General features: G+C 65.5%; 16 protein-coding genes. 10 read left to right on the forward strand and 6 right to left on the reverse strand.

From position 1 onward, the window contains the following. A complete protein-coding gene (locus LOY51_RS19135; RefSeq protein ID WP_125859496.1) occupies positions 1-660 on the reverse strand; it encodes a GntR family transcriptional regulator in 660 nt (219 codons plus the stop codon). Positions 661-930: 270 nt separating this feature from the next. Here LOY51_RS19135 and xdhA point away from each other — a divergent pair, with 270 nt between their 5' ends. The 4 genes from xdhA (at position 931) to guaD (ending at position 7,074) form a co-directional block, all read left to right on the forward strand. Further along, on the forward strand, positions 931-2,385 hold the full coding sequence (gene xdhA / locus LOY51_RS19140; RefSeq protein WP_125859497.1) for a xanthine dehydrogenase small subunit: 1,455 nt from the start codon (positions 931-933) through the stop codon (positions 2,383-2,385). Beyond that, positions 2,378-4,777 (forward strand): xanthine dehydrogenase molybdopterin binding subunit, encoded by a 2,400-nt coding sequence (xdhB, locus tag LOY51_RS19145; protein ID WP_125859498.1) that lies wholly within the window; start codon positions 2,378-2,380, stop codon positions 4,775-4,777. The genes xdhA and xdhB overlap by 8 nt, the downstream gene beginning before the upstream one ends. A 135-nt stretch (positions 4,778-4,912) precedes the next feature. Beyond that, positions 4,913-5,758 (forward strand): xanthine dehydrogenase accessory protein XdhC, encoded by an 846-nt coding sequence (gene xdhC / locus LOY51_RS19150; protein ID WP_125464945.1) that lies wholly within the window; start codon positions 4,913-4,915, stop codon positions 5,756-5,758. An 11-nt stretch (positions 5,759-5,769) separates the two neighbouring features. Further along, positions 5,770-7,074 (forward strand): guanine deaminase, encoded by a 1,305-nt coding sequence (gene guaD, locus LOY51_RS19155; RefSeq protein ID WP_125464946.1) that lies wholly within the window; start codon positions 5,770-5,772, stop codon positions 7,072-7,074. Positions 7,075-7,179: 105 nt separating this feature from the next. Here the strand turns inward: guaD and aqpZ are convergent, their stop codons facing one another. Together aqpZ and LOY51_RS19165 are read right to left on the reverse strand one after the other, a co-directional pair. Then, positions 7,180-7,878: an aquaporin Z gene (gene aqpZ / locus LOY51_RS19160; protein WP_125464947.1), complete on the reverse strand. Its 699-nt coding sequence runs from the start codon at positions 7,876-7,878 to the stop codon at positions 7,180-7,182. A gap of 229 nt (positions 7,879-8,107) precedes the next feature. Beyond that, positions 8,108-8,863, reverse strand: a complete 756-nt coding sequence (locus LOY51_RS19165) for a GntR family transcriptional regulator (RefSeq protein WP_110991818.1) — start codon at positions 8,861-8,863, stop codon at positions 8,108-8,110. Between the two features lie 355 nt (positions 8,864-9,218). Here LOY51_RS19165 and LOY51_RS19170 point away from each other — a divergent pair, with 355 nt between their 5' ends. Further along, positions 9,219-10,568 (forward strand): NCS2 family permease, encoded by a 1,350-nt coding sequence (locus LOY51_RS19170; protein ID WP_110991819.1) that lies wholly within the window; start codon positions 9,219-9,221, stop codon positions 10,566-10,568. A 42-nt stretch (positions 10,569-10,610) separates the two neighbouring features. Here the strand turns inward: LOY51_RS19170 and LOY51_RS19175 are convergent, their stop codons facing one another. Both LOY51_RS19175 and rlmKL read right to left on the reverse strand, forming a co-directional pair. Continuing rightward, on the reverse strand, positions 10,611-13,007 hold the full coding sequence (locus LOY51_RS19175) for a sensor domain-containing diguanylate cyclase (RefSeq protein ID WP_125859500.1): 2,397 nt from the start codon (positions 13,005-13,007) through the stop codon (positions 10,611-10,613). 95 nt (positions 13,008-13,102) lie between these two features. Continuing rightward, positions 13,103-15,295, reverse strand: a complete 2,193-nt coding sequence (gene rlmKL / locus LOY51_RS19180; RefSeq protein ID WP_125464949.1) for a bifunctional 23S rRNA (guanine(2069)-N(7))-methyltransferase RlmK/23S rRNA (guanine(2445)-N(2))-methyltransferase RlmL — start codon at positions 15,293-15,295, stop codon at positions 13,103-13,105. 550 nt (positions 15,296-15,845) lie between these two features. Between rlmKL and rmf the strand changes: the two genes are divergently transcribed. Beyond that, positions 15,846-16,061: a ribosome modulation factor gene (gene rmf, locus LOY51_RS19185; RefSeq protein WP_023533691.1), complete on the forward strand. Its 216-nt coding sequence runs from the start codon at positions 15,846-15,848 to the stop codon at positions 16,059-16,061. Positions 16,062-16,156: 95 nt separating this feature from the next. Here rmf and LOY51_RS19190 read toward each other — a convergent pair whose 3' ends face one another. Then, positions 16,157-17,182: a quinone-dependent dihydroorotate dehydrogenase gene (locus tag LOY51_RS19190; RefSeq protein WP_110991823.1), complete on the reverse strand. Its 1,026-nt coding sequence runs from the start codon at positions 17,180-17,182 to the stop codon at positions 16,157-16,159. 127 nt (positions 17,183-17,309) lie between these two features. Here LOY51_RS19190 and LOY51_RS19195 point away from each other — a divergent pair, with 127 nt between their 5' ends. The 4 genes from LOY51_RS19195 to LOY51_RS19210 all read left to right on the forward strand — a co-directional run bounded on the left by LOY51_RS19195 (position 17,310) and on the right by LOY51_RS19210 (position 22,341). After that, entirely contained in the window at positions 17,310-18,524 is a 1,215-nt protein-coding gene (locus tag LOY51_RS19195) for a CmpA/NrtA family ABC transporter substrate-binding protein (protein ID WP_258642629.1), read from the forward strand. Between the two features lie 10 nt (positions 18,525-18,534). After that, on the forward strand, positions 18,535-19,110 hold the full coding sequence (locus LOY51_RS19200; protein ID WP_125859503.1) for an ANTAR domain-containing response regulator: 576 nt from the start codon (positions 18,535-18,537) through the stop codon (positions 19,108-19,110). 339 nt (positions 19,111-19,449) lie between these two features. Then, positions 19,450-20,661: a nitrate/nitrite transporter gene (locus LOY51_RS19205; RefSeq protein WP_258642630.1), complete on the forward strand. Its 1,212-nt coding sequence runs from the start codon at positions 19,450-19,452 to the stop codon at positions 20,659-20,661. A gap of 9 nt (positions 20,662-20,670) precedes the next feature. Further along, positions 20,671-22,341: a bifunctional protein-serine/threonine kinase/phosphatase gene (locus tag LOY51_RS19210; protein WP_258642631.1), complete on the forward strand. Its 1,671-nt coding sequence runs from the start codon at positions 20,671-20,673 to the stop codon at positions 22,339-22,341. Positions 22,342-22,357: the final 16 nt, after the last annotated feature.

Below are 22,357 nucleotides of genomic sequence, written 5' to 3' on the forward strand. Positions count from 1 at the left end.
TCAGATCCGCGCCAAGGCCGCCAGCACCAGCTCGCAGCTGCGCTGGCAATAGGCGGTGAGCACCTCGCGGATGCGTGGCTGGTCACGGGCGACCACGGCTTCGAGCAGGCGGGCGAACAGGTTGAGGTAATCGACCATGTTGGCCTGGCGCTGGTCGAGCGCCAGGTAGTATGCGCGGCTCATGGCCGGCTGCAGGTTCTCGACGGTTTCCTGCAGATAGGGGTTGTTGGCGAACGAATAAGCGGCGCGCATTACCGCGAAACTGTCGGCGACGAAGGCTTTGATGTCCTGCTTGGCGTGAGCCTGGGTCAGGCGCTGCTGGATTTCCAGGAACGGGCGCAGGTCGGCCTCGGTGCGCCAATGCAGGGCAACGGCATTGCCCAGCAGGATGTAGAACTCGCCCATCAGCGCGCACAGGCTGCGCACGCTGTTTTCGTCGAGCTCTGTCACATGGGCGCCGCGCCGCGGCAGTATCGCCACCAGGTGGCGACGCTCGAGGATCAGCAGCGCCTCGCGCACCGAACCACGGCTGACGTTGAGGGCCTGGGTGACCTTCTGCTCCTGGATGCGCTCGCCGGGCGCGAGTTCGCCGCGGATGATCCGCTCGGCCAGGTAGTGGGCAATTTGCTCGGAGAGGCTGTCCGGCGCCTTGAACGTCATGGTTTTCCTTCGAAATCAGATCGCTGTGCACAAGCGCGCGATTGTAGCGCACTTGCCCGGCGCTCGCGCAGGGGGGATCACGTGCTTTGTGCGACTGCCCGGTCAACCCTGTTGCCCGGCGCGAACTATGCTTGGGAAAGGTTCCTTAAGGCGGTTCGGTAGTGGCGCAGGCAATTTCTTGACCTTTGAGTCAGAAAATTATTGACCAAGAGGTCAGCCCTTGCTTAGAGTCCGCCCGAACAACAATAAAACCATTGCGAGGCCCTCCCCGTGATCCAGTTTCTCGTCAACCAGGAGCTGCGCAACGAGCATGCCCTGGACCCGAACATGACGGTGCTGCAGTACCTGCGTGAGCACCTGGGCAAACCCGGCACCAAGGAAGGCTGCGCCAGCGGCGACTGCGGCGCCTGCACCGTGGTCGTCGGCGAACTCGTCGCCGACGAACTGGGCAGTGACAGCATCCGCTACCGCAGCCTCAACTCGTGCCTGACGTTTGTCTCTTCCCTTCACGGTAAACAGCTGATCAGCGTAGAAGGCCTCAAACACCAGGGCGAACTGCACAGCGTGCAGAAAGCCATGGCCGATTGCCACGGCTCGCAGTGCGGTTTCTGCACCCCCGGTTTCGTCATGTCGCTGTTCGCCCTGCAGAAAAACAGCGAAGGCCACGACCTGCACCAGGCCCAGGAAGCCCTGGCCGGCAACCTCTGCCGCTGCACCGGTTACCGGCCGATCCTCGACGCTGCCGAGCAGAGCTGCGCCCGCCCCTGCCGCGACCAGTTCGACGCGCAGCAGGCGCAGACCATCGCCCGCCTCAAGGCCATCGCCCCGCAACAGACCGGTGAACTCAACAGCGGCGACAAGCGCTGCCTGGTCCCCCTGACCGTGGCCGACCTGGCCGACCTCTATAGCTCGCACCCCGAGGCGCGCCTGCTGGCCGGCGGTACCGACCTGGCACTGGAGGTCACCCAGTTCCACCGCACCCTGCCGGTGATGATCTACGTCGGCCATGTCGCCGAACTCAAGCGTATCGAAAAGACCGCCACCCACCTGGAAATCGGCGCCGCCACCCCGCTGACCGACTGCTATGGCGCCCTGAACGAGGAGTACTCCGACTTCGGCGAGCTGCTGCACCGCTTCGCTTCGCTGCAGATCCGCAACCAGGGCACCCTGGGCGGCAACATCGGCAACGCCTCGCCGATCGGCGACTCGCCGCCCCTGCTGATCGCCCTCGATGCGCAGATCGTCCTGCGCCAGGGCGAGCGCCAGCGTACCCTGGCCCTGGAAGACTACTTCATCGACTACCGCATCACTGCCCGTCAGGACAGCGAGTTCATCGAGAAGATCATCGTCCCCCGCGCCACCAGCGACTGGGCGTTCCGCGCCTACAAGGTGTCCAAGCGCCTGGATGACGACATTTCCGCGGTGTGCGCGGCGTTCAACCTGAGCATCGAGAACGGTGTGGTCAGTGGTGTACGCGTGGCCTTCGGCGGCATGGCCGCGATCCCCAAGCGCGCCCGCGCCTGCGAAGCTGCCTTGCGCGGCAAGCCCTGGAACCAGGCCACCGTCGAGCGTGCCTGCCAGGCCCTGGCCGAAGACTTCACCCCGCTCAGCGACTTCCGCGCCAGCCGCGAGTATCGCCTGCTGACCGCGCAGAACCTGCTGCGCAAGTACTTCATCGAACTGCAATCGCCGCACATCGAAACCCGGGTGACCGACTATGTCTAACCATCACGCCGTCAAGAGCCAGGCCGAGATGGCCGCACTGTTCAGCCAGGACCTGACCACCGGGGTCGGCCGCAGCCTCAAGCACGACAGCGCCGACAAGCATGTGGCGGGCGAAGCGGTGTATATCGACGACCGCCTGGAGTTCCCCAACCAGCTGCACGTCTATGCGCGCACCGCTGACCGTGCCCATGCGCGGATCCTGAGCATCGATACCACGCCGTGCTACCAGTTCGAAGGCGTGCGCATCGCCATCACCCATGAAGACATTCCGGGTCTGAAGGACATCGGCCCGGTGGTGGCTGGCGACCCGCTGCTGGCCATCGACAAGGTCGAGTTCTTCGGCCAGCCAGTGCTCGCCGTCGCCGCCCGCGATCTGGAAACCGCACGCCGCGCGGCCATGGCCGCGATCATCGAATACGAAGACCTGGAGCCGGTGCTCGACGTGGTCGAGGCCCTGCGCAAGAAGCACTTCGTGCTCGACAGCCACACCCACCAGCGCGGCGATTCGGCCAGCGCCCTGGCCAGCGCCCCGCACCGTATCCAGGGCACCCTGCACATCGGTGGCCAGGAGCACTTCTACCTGGAAACCCAGATCAGCTCGGTGATGCCCGCTGAAGACGGCGGCATGATCGTGTTCTGCTCCACCCAGAACCCCACCGAGGTGCAGAAGCTGGTGGCCGAAGTGCTCGACGTGCCGATGCACAAGATCGTCGTCGACATGCGCCGCATGGGTGGCGGCTTCGGCGGCAAGGAAACCCAGGCCGCCAGCCCCGCGTGCCTGTGCGCGGTGATCGCGCGCCTGACCGGCCAGCCGACCAAGATGCGCCTGCCACGGGTCGAAGACATGACCATGACCGGCAAGCGTCACCCGTTCTACGTCGAATACGACGTGGGCTTCGACGACAGCGGCCGCCTGCACGGCATCAACTTCGACCTGGCCGGCAACTGCGGCTACTCGCCGGACCTGTCCGGTTCGATCGTCGACCGCGCCATGTTCCACTCCGACAACGCCTACTACCTGGGCGATGCCACGGTGCATGGCCACCGCTGCAAGACCAACACCGCCTCCAACACCGCCTACCGCGGCTTCGGCGGCCCACAGGGGATGGTCGCCATCGAGCAGGTGATGGACCATATCGCCCGCCACCTGGCGCTCGACCCGCTGGCGGTGCGCAAGGCCAACTACTACGGCAAGACCGAACGCAACGTCACCCACTACTACCAGACCGTTGAGCACAACATGCTCGAGGAGATGACCGCAGAGCTCGAGGCCAGCAGCGACTACCATGAGCGCCGCGAGTCGATCCGCCGTTTCAACGCCAACAGCCCGGTGCTGAAAAAAGGCCTGGCGCTGACCCCGGTCAAGTTCGGCATTTCGTTCACCGCCACCTTCCTCAACCAGGCCGGCGCGCTGATCCACATCTACACCGACGGCAGTATCCACCTGAACCACGGCGGCACCGAGATGGGCCAGGGCCTGAACACCAAGGTTGCCCAGGTGGTGGCAGAAGTGTTCCAGGTGGATTTCAACCGCATCCAGATCACCGCCACCAACACCGACAAGGTGCCCAACACCTCGCCGACCGCCGCATCCAGCGGCGCCGACCTGAACGGCAAGGCCGCGCAGAACGCCGCCGAGATCCTCAAGAAGCGCCTGACCGAGTTCGCCGCGCGGCATTACAACGTCACCGAGGAAGACATCGAGTTCCGCAACGGCCATGTGCGCGCCCGCGACCAGATCGTCAGCTTCGAGCAACTGGTGCAGCAGGCTTACTTCGCCCAGGTTTCGCTGTCGACCACCGGGTTCTACCGCACGCCGAAGATTTTCTACGACCGCAGCCAGGCACGCGGCCGGCCGTTCTACTACTTCGCCTTCGGCGCCGCCTGCGTCGAGGTGGTGGTGGACACCCTGACCGGTGAATACAAGATGCTGCGCGCCGACATCCTGCATGACGTGGGCGACTCGCTGAACCCGGCCATCGATATCGGCCAGGTCGAGGGCGGCTTCGTCCAGGGCATGGGCTGGCTGACCACCGAAGAACTGGTGTGGAACGCCAAGGGCAAGCTGATGACCAATGGCCCGGCCAGCTACAAGATCCCGGCGGTTGCCGATATGCCGATCGACCTGCGCGTGAAGCTGGTGGAAAACCGCAAGAACCCCGAGGACACGGTGTTCCATTCCAAGGCCGTGGGCGAGCCACCCTTCATGCTCGGCATCGCCGCCTGGTGCGCGATCAAGGACGCGGTGGCGAGCATCGCCGACTACCGCGTGCAGCCGAACATCGACGCGCCGTCGACGCCGGAGCGGGTGCTGTGGGGCTGCGAGCAGATGCGCAAGGCCGTGGCTGCGCAGCAGCCTGTGGAGCCCGCATTGGAAACCGTCACTCACTGACAACAAGGCCCCATGTGGGAGCGGGTTCACCCGCGAAGCAGGCACTGCGGTGCATGGCACCGGCTTCGCCGGTGTTCGCGGCGGTTCGACAGCTCGATGAACCCGCTCCCACAGGAACTACCGAGGATTCGGATCATGCACCAATGGATCAACGCCCTCGCCGACCACCAAGCCCGCGGCGAACCCTGCGTGCTGGTGACCATCATCGAAGAACGCGGCTCCACCCCGCGCAACGCAGGCTCGAAGATGGTGGTCAGCGCCAGCGCGCTGTACGACACCATTGGCGGTGGACACCTGGAATTCAAGGCACTGCACATCGCCCGACAGATGCTCGAGGAGCACCGTTACACGCCACACCTGGAGCGTTTCAGCCTGGGTGCCAGCCTTGGCCAGTGCTGCGGCGGTGCCACGGTGCTGTTGTTCGAACCGATGAGCGGCGTGCAGGCACAGATCGCCGTGTTCGGCGCAGGCCATGTCGGCCGAGCTCTGGTACCCTTGCTCGCCGCGTTGCCCTGCCGGGTGCGCTGGATCGATTCGCGCGAACAGGAATTCCCCGAGCACATCCCCAGCGGGGTGAGCAAGATCGTCAGCGAGGAGCCGGTCGACGAAGTCGCGGACCTGCCGCCAGGCAGCTACTGCATCGTCATGACCCACAACCACCAGCTGGATCTGGAACTGACCGCCGCCATTCTCAAACGCAATGATTTCACCTGGTTCGGCCTGATCGGCTCGAAGACCAAACGGGCCAAGTTCGAGCACCGCCTGCGCGAACGCGGCTACGAAGACGCACTGATGGCGCGGATGCGCTGCCCGATGGGCCTGGCCGAAGTGAAGGGCAAGCTGCCTATCGAGATCGCCGTGTCCATCGCCGCCGAAATCATTGCCACCTACAACGCCTGTTTCGGCCAGCACGACAGTGCCGCCAACGCAGGCCAGATCACCCAGTTGCTGCCGCCTTCCCGGCGCAGCCAGACCCTTTGACGAGCGTATTCATGACCGCAACCCGCAAAGCCTACCGAGCCGCCATCCTGCACAGCATCGCCGACCCCGCCGAGGTCGGCCTGGAAGCCTCCCAGGAATACTACGAGGATGGCCTGCTGGTAATCGACAACGGCCGCATCAAGGCCCTCGGCCACGCCAGCGAGCTGCTGCCGACGCTTGAGGCCGACATCGAGGTGGTGCACTACCAGGATGCCCTGATCACCCCGGGCTTCATCGACACCCATATCCACTTCCCGCAGACCGGCATGATCGGTTCCTACGGCGAACAGCTGCTGGACTGGCTGAACACCTACACCTTCCCCTGCGAGAAGCAGTTCGCCGACAAGGCCCATGCCGACAAGGTGGCGAAGATCTTCCTCCAGGAGCTGCTGCGCAACGGCACCACCACCGCCCTGGTGTTCGGCAGCGTGCACCCCGAGTCGGTCAACGCCCTGTTCGAAGAAGCCGAGCGCCTGGACCTGCGCCTGATCGCCGGCAAGGTGATGATGGACCGCAACGCCCCCGACTACCTGACCGACACCGCCGAATCCGGCTATACGCAGAGCAAGGCGCTGATCGAGCGCTGGCACGGCAAGGGCCGCCTGCATTACGCGGTCACGCCGCGCTTCGCCCCCACCAGCACCCCTGAACAACTGGCCCTGGCCGGCCAGTTGCTCAAGGAGCACCCGGGCGTGTACATGCACACCCACCTGTCCGAGAACCTCAAGGAAATCGAGTGGGTGAAGGCGCTGTTCCCCGAGCAGAATGGCTACCTGGATGTCTACGACCACTTCGAGCTGCTCGGCGAGCGCTCGGTGTTCGCCCACGGCGTGCACCTGTGCGACGACGAATGCAAGCGCCTGGCGGAAACCGGCTCGGCCATCGCCTTCTGCCCGACCTCCAACCTGTTCCTGGGCAGCGGCCTGTTCAACCTGCCCCAGGCCGAGCGTTTCAAGGTCAATGTGGGCCTGGGCACCGACGTGGGCGCCGGCACCAGCTTCTCGCTGCTCAACACCCTCAACGAGGCGTACAAGGTGATGCAGCTGCAGGGCGCGCGCCTGCACCCGTTCAAGTCGCTGTACCTGGCCACCCTCGGCGGCGCCCGGGCACTGCGCCTGGACGACCGGATCGGCAGCCTGCGCCCGGGCAACGATGCCGACTTCGTGGTGCTCGACTACAAGGCCACGCCGCTGCTGGACTACCGCATCCAGCAGTCCAACAGCATCGAGGAAACCCTGTTCGTGCTGACCACCCTGGGCGATGACCGCACCGTGCGTGAAACCTACGCCGCCGGGCGTTGCGTACACCAGCGCTGAGGCAAGCAGCCCGTCATCGCGGGGCAAGCCCGCTCCTACAGTTCTACCGCGTGGGAGCGGCGGTGCGCCGATGCGACTTGCCCCGCGATGGATCTTGGCTTGGCGCTAGGGTTGTTTTGCCAGCCCCCGGTACAGCGCACCACCGATCGCCGCCCCGATCAGCGGCGCCAACCAGAACAGCCACAGCTGCTGCAGCGCCCAGCCGCCGACGAACAAGGCCGGCCCGGTGCTGCGCGCCGGGTTGACCGAGGTATTGGTGACGGGAATCGAGATCAGGTGGATCAGGGTCAGCGCCAGGCCAATGGCAATAGGTGCAAAGCCGGCCGGTGCCCGGGCATCGGTGGCGCCCATGATGATCACCAGGAACATCGCGGTCATCACCACCTCACTGGTGAAGCCTGCCGCCAGGGTGTAGCCGCCCGGTGAATGCTCGCCATAGCCGTTCGAGGCCAGGCCGCTGGCCAGTTCGAAGCCGGCCTTGCCACTGGCGATGAAATAGATCACCGCTGCGGCCAGGATGGCGCCGATCACCTGGGCGATCACATAGGGCAGCAGTTCTTTTGCCGGGAACCGCCCGCCCACCACCAACCCGAACGACACCGCCGGGTTGAGGTGACAACCAGAGATATGGCCAATGGCGAACGCCATGGTCAGGACAGTCAGGCCAAACGCGAAGGCGACACCGAGAACACCGATGCCGACAGGTGAGCTGGCGGCCAGTACCGCGCTGCCGCAACCACCCAGCACCAGCCAGAAAGTGCCGACCAGTTCGGCACCCATGCGTACACCGAGGGACGTAGTCATGAACCTCTCCTCAAGCCATTGGACGCAACGTTTTGCGCAAGCCCAACCACATTGAAAAGGGGTTTGCAACTAGTAAATCTATCAGGGATCCGGCAGAAGGCCAGTCACGAAAAAAGGCCCATTCGCGGGCAAACCCGCTCCCCAGGTACGCTGACGTGCTCGAAGGCAACGACATTCCTGTGGGAGCGGGTTTACCCGCGAAAGGGCCTTGGACTATGCAGGCAAACGATCAACCCTTGGCGGTGGCCTTGGGCTTTTTCAGCAAATGCGAGAACACTGCATGCAGGTCGTCCGACGCGCTCTCCTCGTCGAGGTTGAGCTTGCTGTCGATATGGTCCATGTGATGCATCATCAGGCTTACCGCCTGCTGGGCATCACGGGCCTCGATGGCGTCGATCAGTTGCATGTGCTCGTCGTAGGAGCAGTGCGAGCGGTTGCCGCTTTCATACTGGGCGATGATCAGCGAGGTCTGCGACACCAGGCTGCGCTGGAAGCTCACCAGCGGGGCATTGCCTGCGGCTTCGGCCAGCTTGAGGTGGAATTCGCCGGAAAGGCGGATGCCGGCGCCACGGTCGCCACGGGAGAAGCTGTCACGCTCTTCGCGCACCATCTGACGCAATTCGTTGAGCTGCTCGAGGGTGGCGTGCTGCACGGCCAGCTCGGTGATTGCACGTTCGACCATGCGCCGCGAGAAGAACACCTGGCGCGCTTCTTCCACCGTGGGGCTTGCCACTACCGCGCCACGGTTGGGCCGCAGCAGCACCACGCTTTCATGGGCCAGGCGCGACAGCGCACGGCGGATGATGGTACGGCTGACGCCGAAGATCTCGCCCAGTGCCTCCTCGCTCAACTTGGTGCCCGGCGCCAGGCGCTGCTCGAGGATCGCCTCGAAGATGTGCGCGTAGACGATGTCGTCCTGGGTACCGCTGCGGCCGGCCTTGCCAGTGCGCACAGGTTTTTTCAGAGGTTGCAGCTGTTCGTTCATGGGCTCTCGAGCACAAGGGATCTGCCAGTCGGACCGTGACTGTACTACCTGTCAGCGGGTGGAGGGCAAGTCCTGGAAGTAGGTGGTGGACCAAGGTATGGCGCCATTGTACACAGGCTGACCCGATTCTGCAGGGGGCCTTTAACCTATATAGCCGTTGTACGGCAGTTTGTGCGCACAAAAGATAAAACATTATTTGCATTCTTTGTACACAAAAGCATAATCCTGCGAGCGACTTCCTGACCCGCAAGTCAACAAAATGGTCGGACGTCTGCCACACCCCCTCGCGGAGCCCCCAAGTGCATTGCTCAGGACCAGGCTTCGAACAACAAGAAAGACTTGAGGAGTACTCGCTGTGGAAAGCCGCAAATCCGAAGCCCCTACGCTGGATATCGCTGCGCCGCCCGAAACGGGTTGGCTGGAGCGGATTTTCAAACTCAAGCGACATGGCACAACCGTCCGCACCGAACTGATAGCCGGGGTGACCACCTTCATCACCATGGCCTACATCATCTTCGTCAACCCCAACATCATGGCCGACGCCGGCATCGATCACGGGGCGGCCTTCGTCGCCACCTGCATCGCCGCGGCGCTGGGCTGCCTGCTGATGGGCCTGTACGCCAACTGGCCGGTGGGCCTTGCGCCCGGCATGGGCCTCAACGCCTTCTTCACCTACACCGTGGTCGGCACCATGGGCTACACCTGGCAGGCCGCGCTGGGTGCGGTGTTCATCTCGGGCGTGCTGTTCATGTTCCTCACCCTGTCACGGGTGCGCGAGTGGCTGCTCAACAGCATCCCGGTGAGCCTGCGCCATGCCATGGGGGCCGGCGTCGGATTGTTCCTCGGGCTGATCGGCCTGAAAACCGCAGGCATCGTCGTCGACAGCCCGGCCACCCTGATCAAGCTCGGCTCGCTGCATGAGCCCGGCCCGCTGCTGGCGGCCGTGTGCTTCCTGATGATCGCGATCCTCAGCTACAAACGGGTGTTCGGTGCGATCCTCATCAGCATCATCAGCGTCACCCTGGCCGGCTGGGGCCTGGGGCTGGTCAAGTTCGGCGGGGTGATGTCGATGCCACCGAGCCTGGCGCCGACCTGGATGGCGATGGATGTGGCGGGCGTGTTCAACGTCAGCATGATCAGCGTGGTCTTCGCCTTCCTGTTCGTGCACATGTTCGACACCGCCGGCACCCTGATGGGCGTCGCCCAGCGCGCCGGCCTGGTGGCGGCCGACGGGCGCATCGAGAACCTGTCGCGGGCGCTGAAGGCCGACAGCGCCTCCAGCGTGTTCGGTGCCGCGGTGGGCGTGCCACCGGTCACCAGTTACGTCGAAAGCGCCGCAGGCGTCGCCGCCGGTGGCCGCACCGGCCTGACAGCCGTGGTGGTTGGCCTGCTGTTCGTCGCTGCGATGTTCTTCGCGCCGCTGGCGGGCATGATCCCGGCCTATGCCACCGCCGGTGCGCTGATCTATGTGGCGATGCTGATGATGGGCAGCATGGCGCACATCGAATGGGACGAAGCCACCGACAGCATCCCGGCAATCGTCACGGTGATCATGATGCCGCTGACCTTCTCGGTCGCTGACGGCATCGCCCTGGGCTTCATCAGCTATGTGGCACTGAAGGCAGGTACTGGCAAGTTGAAGGAAGTTTCGCCGAGCCTGTGGGTGCTCAGCGTGATCTTCATCGCCAAGTTCGTGTTCCTGTAAAGCGCTGACATCCTGGCCTGGCGCTGGTGCCGGGCCGGGGTGTCATGCAAGCTCCGCCTCGACCCGATCCCGGCCACCCTGCTTGGCCGCATACACCCCCGCATCCGCCCGCAGCAACAGTGCATCGGCCCCCTCCCCGTCGCGCCAGCCTGCCACGCCAAAGCTCGCCGTCACTCGCCCGACACCTTCGATCGGCACATTGCGCACGCCCTGCCACAGCTCCAGCGCCAGCAGGCGCGCCTGCTCGGCATTGCTGCCCGGGCACAGCACCATGAACTCCTCGCCGCCCAACCGGCAGAACACATCGGTGCGCCGCAAACGCTGGCTGATCCGCTGGCACAGGCTGCGCAGCACCAGGTCGCCCACCGCGTGGCCGAACTGGTCGTTGATCCGTTTGAAATGATCGATATCGAGCATGATCACCGCCAGATCCAGCCCGTCCCGCTGGGCACGGTCGAGCTCATTGCGCAGGCGCTCCTGGAAATAGCGGCGGTTGTGGATACCGGTGAGGGAATCGGTGATCGACAGCGCGCGCAGTTCCTCCTCCACCCGCTTAAGGTCGGAAATGTCGGTCAGGTAGCCATGCCAGAGGGTGCAACCGTGGTCGCCGATTTCCGGCGTTGCCTCGCCGCGCACCCAGCGCAGGCCGGCCCGGGGCAGGCACACCCGGTACTCCTCGCGCCAGGGTGTCAGGTGCTCGGCGGAATACCGCACCGAACGCCGCACCCGCTCCAGATCATCAGGATGGATGCGCTCGAACACCACCGTGGCGTCCTGTTGCAGCAGCGCCAGGTCGACTTCATAGATGTCGTGCAGGCCTTGGCTGGCATAAGGGAAACACGAGCGCCCGTCGGCATCCAGGCGGTACTGGTAGATGCCGCCGGGCACCTCGGCACTGAGCTTCTCCAGCAATCGATCGCGCGCGGCCAGCGCCTCGTGCACGCGACGCCGCTCGGTGACGTCGATGCAGATCGCCAGGTAGCCCACCCACAACCCCTGCTCATCGAGCACCGCGGTCACCAGCATATTGGCCAGCAGGTGGCTGCCATCCTTGCGCACCAGGGTCCATTCGCCGGGCTCCGCGCCGCCCTCCTGCACGGTCTCGGCGAACATCGCCTGGCCCGCGCCAACCTCGCGCCCATAACGCAGGCTCAGGGCATGGGCACGACGATGCAGCTCTTCGGGCTGCACCAGGTCCTCGAGGGTGAGCACGCCCAGCGCTTCCTCCGCCGAATAACCAAGCAGGCGTTCGGCACCGGCATTGAAAGTACCGATCACGCCCTTGAGGCTGGTGGCGATGATCGCCACCTGAGTCGCGGCGTCGAGCACACTGCGCAACTGGTTGTGGGTTTCACGCAACGACTGCTCGCTGATGCGCAGCTCAGTGGTACGCCGGGCCACCAGATCAAGGGCACGCTGGCGCTGGCTGAACAGGCTGTAGAGCAAGGTCGCAAGCAACAGGCTGAGCAAACCGCCGAGCAGGCCGACCACCTGCACCGCCGCCGAGCGGTTGGCGGCCATGAAATCCACGCTGGGGCGGATGTCGAGCTGGTAGTGGTGATCGGCCAGGTGCAGCAGGTGGGTGCTGGCCAGGGCCATGCGCGCCATCTGGTTGCCAGAGTCGAACAGCACCTCGTGGCCAGCCTCGGTGGACAGATCGAGGATCCGCACCACCAGGTTGTCGTCCGCCACCGTCGGCAAGCTCTCGACGATCAACTGCCGCAGGCTGAGCAGCGCCATGACATAGCCGCTGGGCGGGCTACCGGCCGGCGCCGATTCGGCGAACACCGGCGCCACCATCAGCAGGCCACGGCTGTAGGCCGGATCGACGCTGAGCATGTCCAGCGGCTCGGACACCGCCATGCTGCCGGGGGCCATGGCCCTGGCCAGGGTCGCCGCGCGTTTCGGCTGGCCGAGCAGGTCCAGGCCATAGGGCTGCCCCTGCTGGCTGGAAGCCTGGTTGTACAGCACCGGGTAGTAGTGGTCGCGCGCGGGTGCCGCCTGCCAGCCGCCTTGCGCGCCCTGGTCACGGATCTGGTAGCGCTGCGCGAGCAATTCGCTGGCGCGCTGCTCGAAGGCTTCACGCTGCCCTGCTTCCACCCGCGGCGCCCAGGAATAGGCCTGGGTGCGGTGCAGCAGCGGGCGGGCATAGCCGTCGAACTCGCGGGGGGTGATTTCGTTGGAGAAGTCGAAGAACCGGCGCAGGCCATCAAGGCGCTGCTCCTGTTCCTGGAAACGCTCGGCGATGCGGCTGTAGCGCTCGCCGGCCAGCAGTTCGAAGCGTTGGCGCAACTGCTGCTTGTAGAAGCTCTGGGTGGCAATGGCCAATGCAGCCGTGAGCAGGCCGCCGGCGACCAGCGCCGCCAGGGCCACGCCCCAGGCCGACAGCTCGTCACCGAGCAGGCCAAACCACTTCGCAGGTACACCCGCATTCGCCATAAAGGACTCTCTAAAACATCAGCGTCCTGCGAATGTATTAACCCTTAAGTGCTTTATAGCCACTGGCCAGCAGTCGCGCAATGTACCTCATCGTCTTAGCGCAGACGCAGTTGCCAGGCGCGGTGGATGCGGTTGTTGCGGGCGAAGTCCGGGTCCAGGGTCTGGGCGCTGATTTCCTCCACCGCATAACGCGTGGCCAGGTGCTCGTCGAGCTGGAACTTGCGGAAGTTGTTGGAGAAATACAGCACGCCGCCCGGTGCCAGGCGAGCCATGGCCAGGTCCAGCAGCTCGACATGGTCACGCTGCACGTCGAACACACCTTCCATGCGCTTGGAGTTGGAGAAGGTCGGCGGGTCGATGAAGATCAGGTCGTAGCTGTCCGTGGCGCTCTGCAGCCAGGCCATGACATCGCCCTGCTCCAGGCGGTTGCGCTCGGAGAAGCCGTTCAGCGACAGGTTGCGCCGCGCCCAGTCCAGGTAGGTTTTCGACAGGTCGACGCTGGTGGTGCTGCGCGCGCCGCCCTTGGCCGCGTGCACGGTGGCCGTGGCGGTGTAGCAGAACAGGTTGAGGAAGCGCTTGCCTTCGGCCTCGCGCTGGATGCGCATGCGCATCGGGCGGTGGTCGAGGAACAGGCCGGTGTCCAGGTAGTCGGTGAGGTTGACCAGCAGCTTGACGCCGCCTTCGCTGACTTCCTGGAAGCGCCCTTCGGTGGCCTGGCGCTCGTACTGGCGCGTGCCGCTCTGGCGCTCGCGGCGCTTGAGCACCACGCGCTGCTGATCGACACCCAGCGCCTGGGGAATGGCCGCCAGGGCATCGAGCAGGCGCGCCTGGGCCTTGTCCGGGTCGATGGAACGCGGGGCGGCGTATTCCTGCACATGCACCCAGTCGTGGTACAGGTCGACGGCCACGGCGTACTCAGGCATGTCGGCATCGTAGACCCGGTAGCAGTCGACTTTTTCACGGCGGGCCCATTTGCCCAGCTGCTTGAAGTTCTTCTGCAGGCGGTTGGCGAACATCTGCGCGCCTTCGGACAGGCGCGCTGGCTCGCTGGCCTGCGGCGCCGGGCGACGCTCCTGGCCCTCTTCAACCTGGGCCTGGCGCCGCTCGCCGGTGACGAACTGGTCGGGCTGCAACTTGAACAGCAGCAGTTTGCAAGGCAAGGCGCCGTTCCAGAACGCGTATTGCTTGTGGCTACGGATACCCATGCGCTTGCCCAGCTCGGGCGCGCCGGTGAACACCGCCGCTTCCCAGCCCATGCAGGCCTGGCGCAGGCGCTCGCCAAGGTTCTGGTAGAGGTACAGCAGGCTGGCTTCATCACCCAGCCGCTCGCCATAGGGCGGGTTGCTGATTACCAGGCCTTTCTGGTTCTGGTCCGGGCGCGGCTCGAAACTGGCCACCTCGCCCTGGTAGATCTTCACCCAGTCACCCAGGCCTGCGCGCTCGACGTTGTTGCGCCCCGGCTGGATCAGCCGCGGGTCGGCTTCGTAGCCGCGAATCCACAGCGGCGGCTTGGCCAGGCCGGCCTGGGCACGGGCCTGGGCCTCCTCGTGCAGCTTGCGCCACAGCGCCGGCACATGGCCGAGCCAGGCGCTGAAACCCCAGCGCTCGCGCTTGAGGTTAGGGGCCATGTCGGCGGCGATCATGGCCGCCTCGACCAGGAAGGTGCCCACACCGCACATCGGGTCGGCCAGAGCGCCGCCCTGGGCGGCAATGCGCGGCCAGCCGGCGCGGATCAACACCGCCGCCGCCAGGTTTTCCTTGAGCGGCGCCGCGCCTTGCTGCAGGCGGTAGCCGCGCTGGTGCAGGCTGTGGCCGGACAGGTCCAGGGAAAGGATCGCCTCGCCACGGTCCAGGCGCAGGTGCACGCGCACATCCGGGTCGATTTTTTCCACCGACGGGCGCAGGCCTTCACGGTTGCGCAGCTTGTCGACGATCGCATCCTTGACCTTCAGCGCGCCGAAGTGGGTGTTGTCGATGCCCGAGCCATGGCCGCTGAATTCCACCGCCAAGGTGCCATCGGCAGCCAGGTGGTCGGCCCAATCCACCGCGTTGACCCCGTCATAGAGGTCATCGGCGTTCTTCATCGGGAAGCGCTTGAGCACCAGCAGCACGCGGTTGGCCAGGCGCGACCAGAGGCACAGGCGGTAGGCGGTTTCCATGTCGGCCTCGCCGCGGATGGCCGAGGTGTGCTCACGCACCTCGGTCAGGCCCAGCTCCCGGGCCTCTTCGACGAGCAGGCCTTCGAGGCCCTTGGGGCAGGTGAGATAAAGTTCGATACGGTCCGACATGGGTAATCCAGAGCCTTTGGCTAAGTAGATGGCAGCCGACGCATCGGCCTGCCGAGGTTTTCCCGCACGCCCTTTCAGCAGGCGCCCAGGTGGCCCGCGAGCGGTCTCGCCAGGCCTGGCCGCCCGACGTAACCTGCCCTCGCCGGGTGGCGAAAAAGGCTTTGATCGTCGAGCAGTATGAAAATTCGCGCACTGCGGGCCCAGATGTGACCCTTCGTCGCATTACCAATTATTACAAGCCATCGACCAGACACGCTGGCCAATTGACGTCAATGCTGACTAAACCCTGATCATAGCGGGCCCAACGGCAAACAAGGTTGAGTCGCATTTATTTACTTATCCTTTCACCCTCGGAAAGGTTACGTCCTTATGACAAAACGATCATTCACACTGTGACTCGCATTCGTTAGAACTGATCTCAGGTCGCCTCGCAACGGGGCGACACCTTCAGCCCGCCACGCCGGCAGCGGGCGCACACCGGCAGAACGATTCTGCCCGGCCTCGTAGAGGCCGACGGGACATTACAGTCAACAAGTGAGGGCAACACCCTATGAGAAGACTTAAGCGTGATCCGTTGGAAAGAGCATTTTCACGTGGCTACCAGTATGGGGTCACCGGCAAATCCCGCGAACTTTGCCCATTTACTCTACCTTCCGTACGCCAAGCCTGGATCAACGGCTGGCGCGAAGGACGCGGCGATAACTGGGACGGCATGACCGGCACCGCTGGCATCCATAGACTCAACGAAAATCACGCCGTTGGCTGATCGAGGACACTGAATTCGAGTTACCATGCGCGCCCCATCCGGGCGGCGGGCTACGGCCCAGGGGGCCCCATGCGGGGCCCCTTTTTCATGGCCGCTTATTGCCGAGGCATGGCCGCGATGGCATCCACCGCCTCGCGGATCAGCGCCGGGCCCTTGTAGATGAAGCCCGAGTAAATCTGCACCAGGCTTGCACCGGCGGCGATCTTCTCAGCCGCGTGACGGCCTTCGGTGATGCCACCGGCGGCGATGATCGGCAGCTTGCCACCCAGCTCACCCGCCAGCACTTTCACTGTGTGGGTGCTCTTTTCCAGCACCGGCGCGCCCGACAGGCCGCCCGCCTCGCCACCGAACGGCAGCCCTTCGACACCCTCACGGCCCAGGGTGGTGTTGGTGGCGATCACCGCGTCCATCCCCGACTCCATCAGCGCGGCAGCCACCAGCGCGGTTTCTTCATCGCTCATGTCCGGGGCGATCTTGATCGCCAGTGGCACGCGCTTGCCGTTGCTCACCGCCAACTGCTCACGGCGCTCGGCCAGGGCATCGAGCAACTGCTTGAGCGAATCACCGAACTGCAGCGAGCGCAGGCCCGGGGTGTTCGGTGAGCTGACGTTGACGGTGATGTAGCTGGCGTCGTTGTAGACCTTCTCCAGGCAGATCAGGTAATCGTCCTGGGCCCGCTCGACCGGGGTGTCGAAGTTCTTGCCGATATTGATGCCCAGCACGCCGGTGTAGCGTGCGGCCCGCACCCGCGCCAGCAGGTGGTCGACGCCCATGTTGTTGAAGCCCATGCGGTTGATGATTGCGGTGGCTTCCGGCAGGCGGAACAGGCGCGGCTTGGGGTTGCCCGGCTGCGGGCGCGGGGTGATGGTGCCGATCTCGACGAAACCGAAGCCCAACTGGGCGAAACCGTCGATGGCCGCGCCATTCTTGTCCAGGCCAGCGGCCAGGCCCACCGGGTTGGCGAAGTTCAAGCCCATGACGCTCACCGGCAACGCCGCCGGCTGCTTGCACAGCAGGCCGTTGAGGCCAAGGCGGCCACCGGCACCGATCAGGTCCAGCGACAGGTCGTGGGAGGTTTCCGGGGAGAGCTTGAACAGCAGCTGGCGGGCCAGGGTATACATGGGCGGGCGGACTCGCGGTGTGTGAGGGGTGCGATTATAGCCAGCGCATCGCCGGGGCGACAGGGCCATGGCACATGGGTTGCTTCAACAACCCCATGCAGCCCCCGCAGAACGCCCGAGGATCCACGTGAATACAGCTCCCCCGACATCGCCACTGGCCTGGGTCAACGGCAGCGACGCACCGGAAAAGCCCAGCCTGAACATCGGTTTCATGGCCCTGAGTGATTGCGCTTCGGTGGTGGTCGCTGCCACCCAGGGCTTCGCCCAGCAACAGGGCCTTACCCTCAACCTGCAGCGCCAGGCCTCCTGGGCCGGGCTGCGCGACAGGCTGGTCAGCGGCGAACTGGACGCTGCGCACTGCCTGTACGGCCTGGTCTACGCCGTGCAGTTGGGCGTGGGCGGCGGGCCGGCCAATGACATGGCGGTGCTCATGGGCCTGAACCAGAACGCCCAGGCCATCAACCTGTCCGCTGCCTTGCAGCGCAAGGGCGTGACCAACCCCGAGGCACTGGCGCGGCTGGCGCACCAGGGCGGTGCGCGCCTGACCTTCGCCCAGACCTTCCCCACCGGCACCCACGCCATGTGGCTGTATTACTGGCTGGCCAGCCAGGGCATCCACCCCTTGCATGACGTCAACAGCGTGGTGGTGCCGCCGGCACAGATGGTCGCCCACTTGCAGGCCGGGCGCATCGATGGCTTTTGCGTCGGCGAGCCGTGGTCGGCCGAGGCCATCGCCCAAGGCCAGGGTTTCACCCTCGCCACCAGCCAGTCGATCTGGCCGGACCACCCGGAAAAGGTCCTGGCCTGCGCGCGCAGTTTCGCCGAGCAATACCCAAACAGCGCTCGCGCGCTGATCAAGGCGATCCTCGCCGCCAGCCGCTTCATCGAAAGCAGCGCCGAGAACCGTCGTGGCGCCGCTCAGCTGCTCAGTGGCAGCGCCTACCTGGACACCCCGGCCAGCAGCATCGAGCCACGCCTGCTCGGCGATTACCAGGACGGCCTGGGCAACCGCTGGCAAGACCGCCATGCCCTGCGCCTGTTCGACCAGGGCCGGGCCAACCTGCCCTACCTGTCCGACGGCATGTGGTTCATGACCCAGTTCCGCCGCTGGGGCATCCTGCGCGACGACCCGGACTACCTCGCCGTGGCGCGCCAGGTCCAGCAACTGGCGCTGTACCGTGAGGCCGCCGACGCACTGGGCGTGCCCTGCGCCGACCTGCCGATGCGCAGCAGCCAGCTGATCGACGGCAGCCGCTGGGACGGCAGCGATCCGTACGGCTACGCGCGCAGCTTCAGGCTGCACGCCCTGGACGCGGCGCCCGACGCCCGCGTTGGCCTGTGAGGAGCCGACCATGCTGCGCATCCTGCTGATCGACGATACCGAAAAGAAAGTCGGCCGCCTCAAGGCCGCATTGGTCGAGGCCGGCTTCGATGTGATCGAAGCCCCTGGCCTGACCATCGACCTGCCGGCCTGCGTCGAAACGGTGCACCCCGACGTGGTGCTGATCGATACCGAGTCACCAGGCCGTGATGTGATGGAGCAGGTGGTGCTGGTCAGCCGCGACCGGCCCCGCCCCATCGTGCTGTTCACTGACGAACACGACCCAGGGGTGATGCGCCAGGCGATCCAGGCCGGGGTCAGCGCCTACATCGTCGAAGGCATCCACGCCGCGCGCCTGCAGCCGATCCTCGACGTGGCCATGGCCCGCTTCGAAAGTGACCAGGCGCTCAAGGCCCAGTTGCTGGCCCGCGACCTGCAGTTGGCCGAGCGCAAGCGCATCGAGCAGGCCAAGGGCTTGCTGATGAAGATGAAAGACTGCAATGAAGAGCAGGCCTACACCCTGATGCGGCGCCAGGCCATGAGCCGCCAGCAGAAGCTGATCCAGGTGGCCGAACAGATCATCGCCATGTCGGAGATGCTCGGCTGAAGGCCAGCCCTGCCTGTGGGAGCGGGTTTACCCGCGAAGATGACACCTCGGTGCTTGGCACGGGCTATGCCCGTGTTCGCGGGTGAATCGCAGCGGCGAACCGCCGCTCCCACAGGGATCGCCCAGTTGTTTGAATGGCGAGCAAGACAGTTGCTCCCAGCCCCCTGTAAAAAGCCGGCAGGCAACATTGGCCCGCCTCTTGCTCAGTCAAACCCAGGTAGCCAACGGCGGTTGCCCCCATACCCCGACAAAGACGTCGCTCCCCCTCCACGCCAGTGGACCGGGCAGCGGCGTCTTTTTCGTTTCCGCCCCTGTGTTGCACGCCGAACGAGGTGTTCGATGAATACGAGCTTCTGGAAATCCGGGCATGTGCCCACCCTGTTCGCCGCCTTCCTGTATTTCGACCTGAGCTTCATGGTCTGGTACCTGCTCGGCCCCATGGCGGTGCAGATCGCCACCGACCTGCAACTGAGCGCCCAGCAACGCGGCCTGATGGTCGCCACGCCAATCCTTGCCGGTGCGCTGCTGCGCTTCGCCATGGGCCTGCTGGTCGATCGCCTGTCGCCCAAGACCGCCGGCCTGATCGGCCAGGTGGTGGTGATCGTCGCCCTGGCCTGCGCCTGGCACCTGGGCGTGCACAGCTTCGAGCAGGTGCTGCTGTTGGGCGTGTTCCTTGGCGTTGCCGGCGCCTCGTTCGCCGTTTCGCTGCCCCTGGCGTCGCAGTGGTACCCACCCCAGCACCAGGGCAAGGCCATGGGCATCGCCGGTGCCGGCAACTCCGGCACCGTGTTCGCCGCGCTGCTGGCACCGGTGCTGGCGGCGGCCTACGGCTGGAACAACGTGTTCGGTTTCGCCCTGCTGCCGCTGTTGCTGACTCTGGTGCTGTTCGCCTTGCTGGCCCGCAACGCCCCCGAACGGCCAAAACCCAAGGCCATGGCCGATTACCTCAAAGCGCTGGGTGACCGCGACAGCTGGTGGTTCATGTTCTTCTACAGCGTCACCTTCGGCGGCTTCATCGGCCTGGCCAGCACCCTGCCCGGCTACTTCAACGACCAGTACGGCCTGAACCCGGTGACCGCCGGCTACTACACCGCGGCCTGCGTGTTCGCCGGCAGCCTGATGCGCCCGCTGGGCGGCGCCCTGGCCGACCGCTTCGGTGGCATCCGCACCCTGCTGGGCATGTACAGCGTGGCGGCGGTGTGCATTGCCGCAGTCGGCTTCAACCTGCCCAGCGCCGCAGCGGCACTGGCCCTGTTCGTCAGTGCCATGCTCGGGTTGGGCGCCGGCAATGGCGCGGTGTTCCAGCTGGTGCCACAGCGCTTTCGCCAGGAGATCGGGGTGATGACCGGGCTGATCGGCATGGCCGGCGGTATCGGTGGTTTCCTGCTGGCCGCAGGCCTGGGCACCGTCAAGCAGCACACCGGCGATTACCAGTTGGGCCTGTGGCTGTTCGCCAGCCTGGGCCTGCTCGCCTGGTTCGGCCTGCACGGCGTCAAGCAGCGCTGGCGCACCACCTGGGGCTCGGCGGCAGTCACTGCGGCGCGGGTCTGAATGGCCGCCATGAACCTGCAACTGAGCTTCGCCCAGGCCTCGGCCACCGGGCCCCGCGCAGAGAACCAGGACGCTTTGCGCCTGGTCACGCCGGCACCGGAACTGGCCGCAAGCAAAGGCTATCTGTTCGCCCTCGCCGACGGTGTCAGCCAGTGCGCCGACGGCGGCCTGGCGGCACGCGCCAGCCTGCAGGCCCTGGCCCTGGATTACTACGCCACGCCTGCCACCTGGGGCGTGGCCCAGGCCCTGGACCGGCTGTTGCTGGCCCAGAACCGCTGGCTGCGCGCCCAGGGCAACGGCCAGCCGCTGCTGACCACCCTCAGTGCCCTGGTGCTGCGCGGGCGACGCTTTACCCTCGCCCACGTCGGCGACTGCCGCGTCTACCGCTGGCACGAGGGCCAGTTGCACTGCCTGAGCGAGGACCATGTCTGGGACCAGCCCGGCATGCAGCACGTACTCAAGCGCGCACTGGGGCTGGACCAGCACCTGCTGGTCGACTATCTGGACGGCGAGTTGCACCACGGCGAACGCTTCCTGCTGCTCAGCGATGGTGTCTGGGCCAGCCTGGGCGACCAGCGGATCCAGGCCATCCTGCGCGAACACCCCGACCTGCAGGACGCCGTCGACACCCTGGTGGCCACCGCCCACCACAGCGGCAGCCAGGACAATGCCAGCGCACTGCTGATCAGTATCGACGAGCTGGGTGCCGCCAATCTTGGCGACACCCTGGCGCAATTGCAGCAGTGGCCCTTGCCCGGCCCGTTGCGTGACGGGCAGATGATCGATGGTTGGCGGGTCGAGGGGGTGCTGGCACAGAGTCGGCAATCATTGCTGTACCGAGTACATGACGCACTTGGCCAGGCCTGGCTGCTCAAGACCCTGCCGCAAACCCGTGATCATGAAGCGGGGGCCGCCCAGGCCCTGCTGCTGGAGGAATGGTTCCTGCGCCGGGTCGCCGGCCGCCACTTCCCCGAGGTGCACCCGGCGGGCCAGCGCCAGCATCTGTATTACCTGATGCGCGAATACCCAGGCACCACACTGGCCGCAATGCTTGCAGAGCACGGCCCGCTGCCCCTGCCCCAGTGGCTGGAGATGGCGCGCCAGTTGCTGCAGGCCGTCGGTGTGCTGCACCGGCGCAACCTGCTACACCGCGATATCAAGCCTGAGAACCTGCACCTGGGCAGTGACGGTCAGCTACGCCTGCTGGACTTTGGCCTGGCGTACTGCCCGGGCCTTTGCGAAGACCAGCCGCACAGCCTGCCCGGCACCCCGTCCTACATCGCCCCAGAGGCGTTCGATGGCCAACCGCCGAGCCCGCGTCAGGACCTCTACGCCGTGGGCGTGACGCTCTACTACCTGCTGACGGGCCACTACCCCTACGGCGAAGTCGAGGCGTTCCAGCGCCCGCGCTTCACCGTACCGGTCAACCCCGGCCGCTACCGCCCCGACCTGCCCGATTGGTTGCAACGCAACCTGGAGCAGGGGCTGGCCGCTGATCCTGCGCAACGTTTCGAGACCGCCGAGCAGTGGCTATTGCTGCTCGAACGCGGCGACCGCCAGGTGCTGCCCGACCGCCCGCGCCCCCTGTTGGAGCGTGAGCCACTGAAGGTCTGGCGCAGCCTGGCGCTGCTGTCCTTGCTGTTCAACCTGATCCTGCTGTTCGCCCTGTTCAAGGGTTGAATGGCACCTGTCGATG

The organism is Pseudomonas sichuanensis (assembly GCF_024749065.1).
GTDB lineage: Bacteria > Pseudomonadota > Gammaproteobacteria > Pseudomonadales > Pseudomonadaceae > Aquipseudomonas > Aquipseudomonas sichuanensis.

What these genes read in the sequence shown, in the direction of transcription:
- LOY51_RS19135 (WP_125859496.1), bottom strand. Translation starts at nt 660, where the DNA reads ATGACGTTCAAGGCGCCGGACAGCCTCTCCGAGCAAATTGCCCACTAC.
- xdhB (WP_125859498.1), top strand. Translation starts at nt 2,378, where the DNA reads ATGTCTAACCATCACGCCGTCAAGAGCCAGGCCGAGATGGCCGCACTG.
- xdhC (WP_125464945.1), top strand. Translation starts at nt 4,913, where the DNA reads ATGCACCAATGGATCAACGCCCTCGCCGACCACCAAGCCCGCGGCGAA.
- guaD (WP_125464946.1), top strand. Translation starts at nt 5,770, where the DNA reads ATGACCGCAACCCGCAAAGCCTACCGAGCCGCCATCCTGCACAGCATC.
- aqpZ (WP_125464947.1), bottom strand. Translation starts at nt 7,878, where the DNA reads ATGACTACGTCCCTCGGTGTACGCATGGGTGCCGAACTGGTCGGCACT.
- LOY51_RS19165 (WP_110991818.1), bottom strand. Translation starts at nt 8,863, where the DNA reads ATGAACGAACAGCTGCAACCTCTGAAAAAACCTGTGCGCACTGGCAAG.
- LOY51_RS19175 (WP_125859500.1), bottom strand. Translation starts at nt 13,007, where the DNA reads ATGGCGAATGCGGGTGTACCTGCGAAGTGGTTTGGCCTGCTCGGTGAC.
- rlmKL (WP_125464949.1), bottom strand. Translation starts at nt 15,295, where the DNA reads ATGTCGGACCGTATCGAACTTTATCTCACCTGCCCCAAGGGCCTCGAA.
- rmf (WP_023533691.1), top strand. Translation starts at nt 15,846, where the DNA reads ATGAGAAGACTTAAGCGTGATCCGTTGGAAAGAGCATTTTCACGTGGC.
- LOY51_RS19190 (WP_110991823.1), bottom strand. Translation starts at nt 17,182, where the DNA reads ATGTATACCCTGGCCCGCCAGCTGCTGTTCAAGCTCTCCCCGGAAACC.
- LOY51_RS19200 (WP_125859503.1), top strand. Translation starts at nt 18,535, where the DNA reads ATGCTGCGCATCCTGCTGATCGACGATACCGAAAAGAAAGTCGGCCGC.
- LOY51_RS19205 (WP_258642630.1), top strand. Translation starts at nt 19,450, where the DNA reads ATGAATACGAGCTTCTGGAAATCCGGGCATGTGCCCACCCTGTTCGCC.
- LOY51_RS19210 (WP_258642631.1), top strand. Translation starts at nt 20,671, where the DNA reads ATGAACCTGCAACTGAGCTTCGCCCAGGCCTCGGCCACCGGGCCCCGC.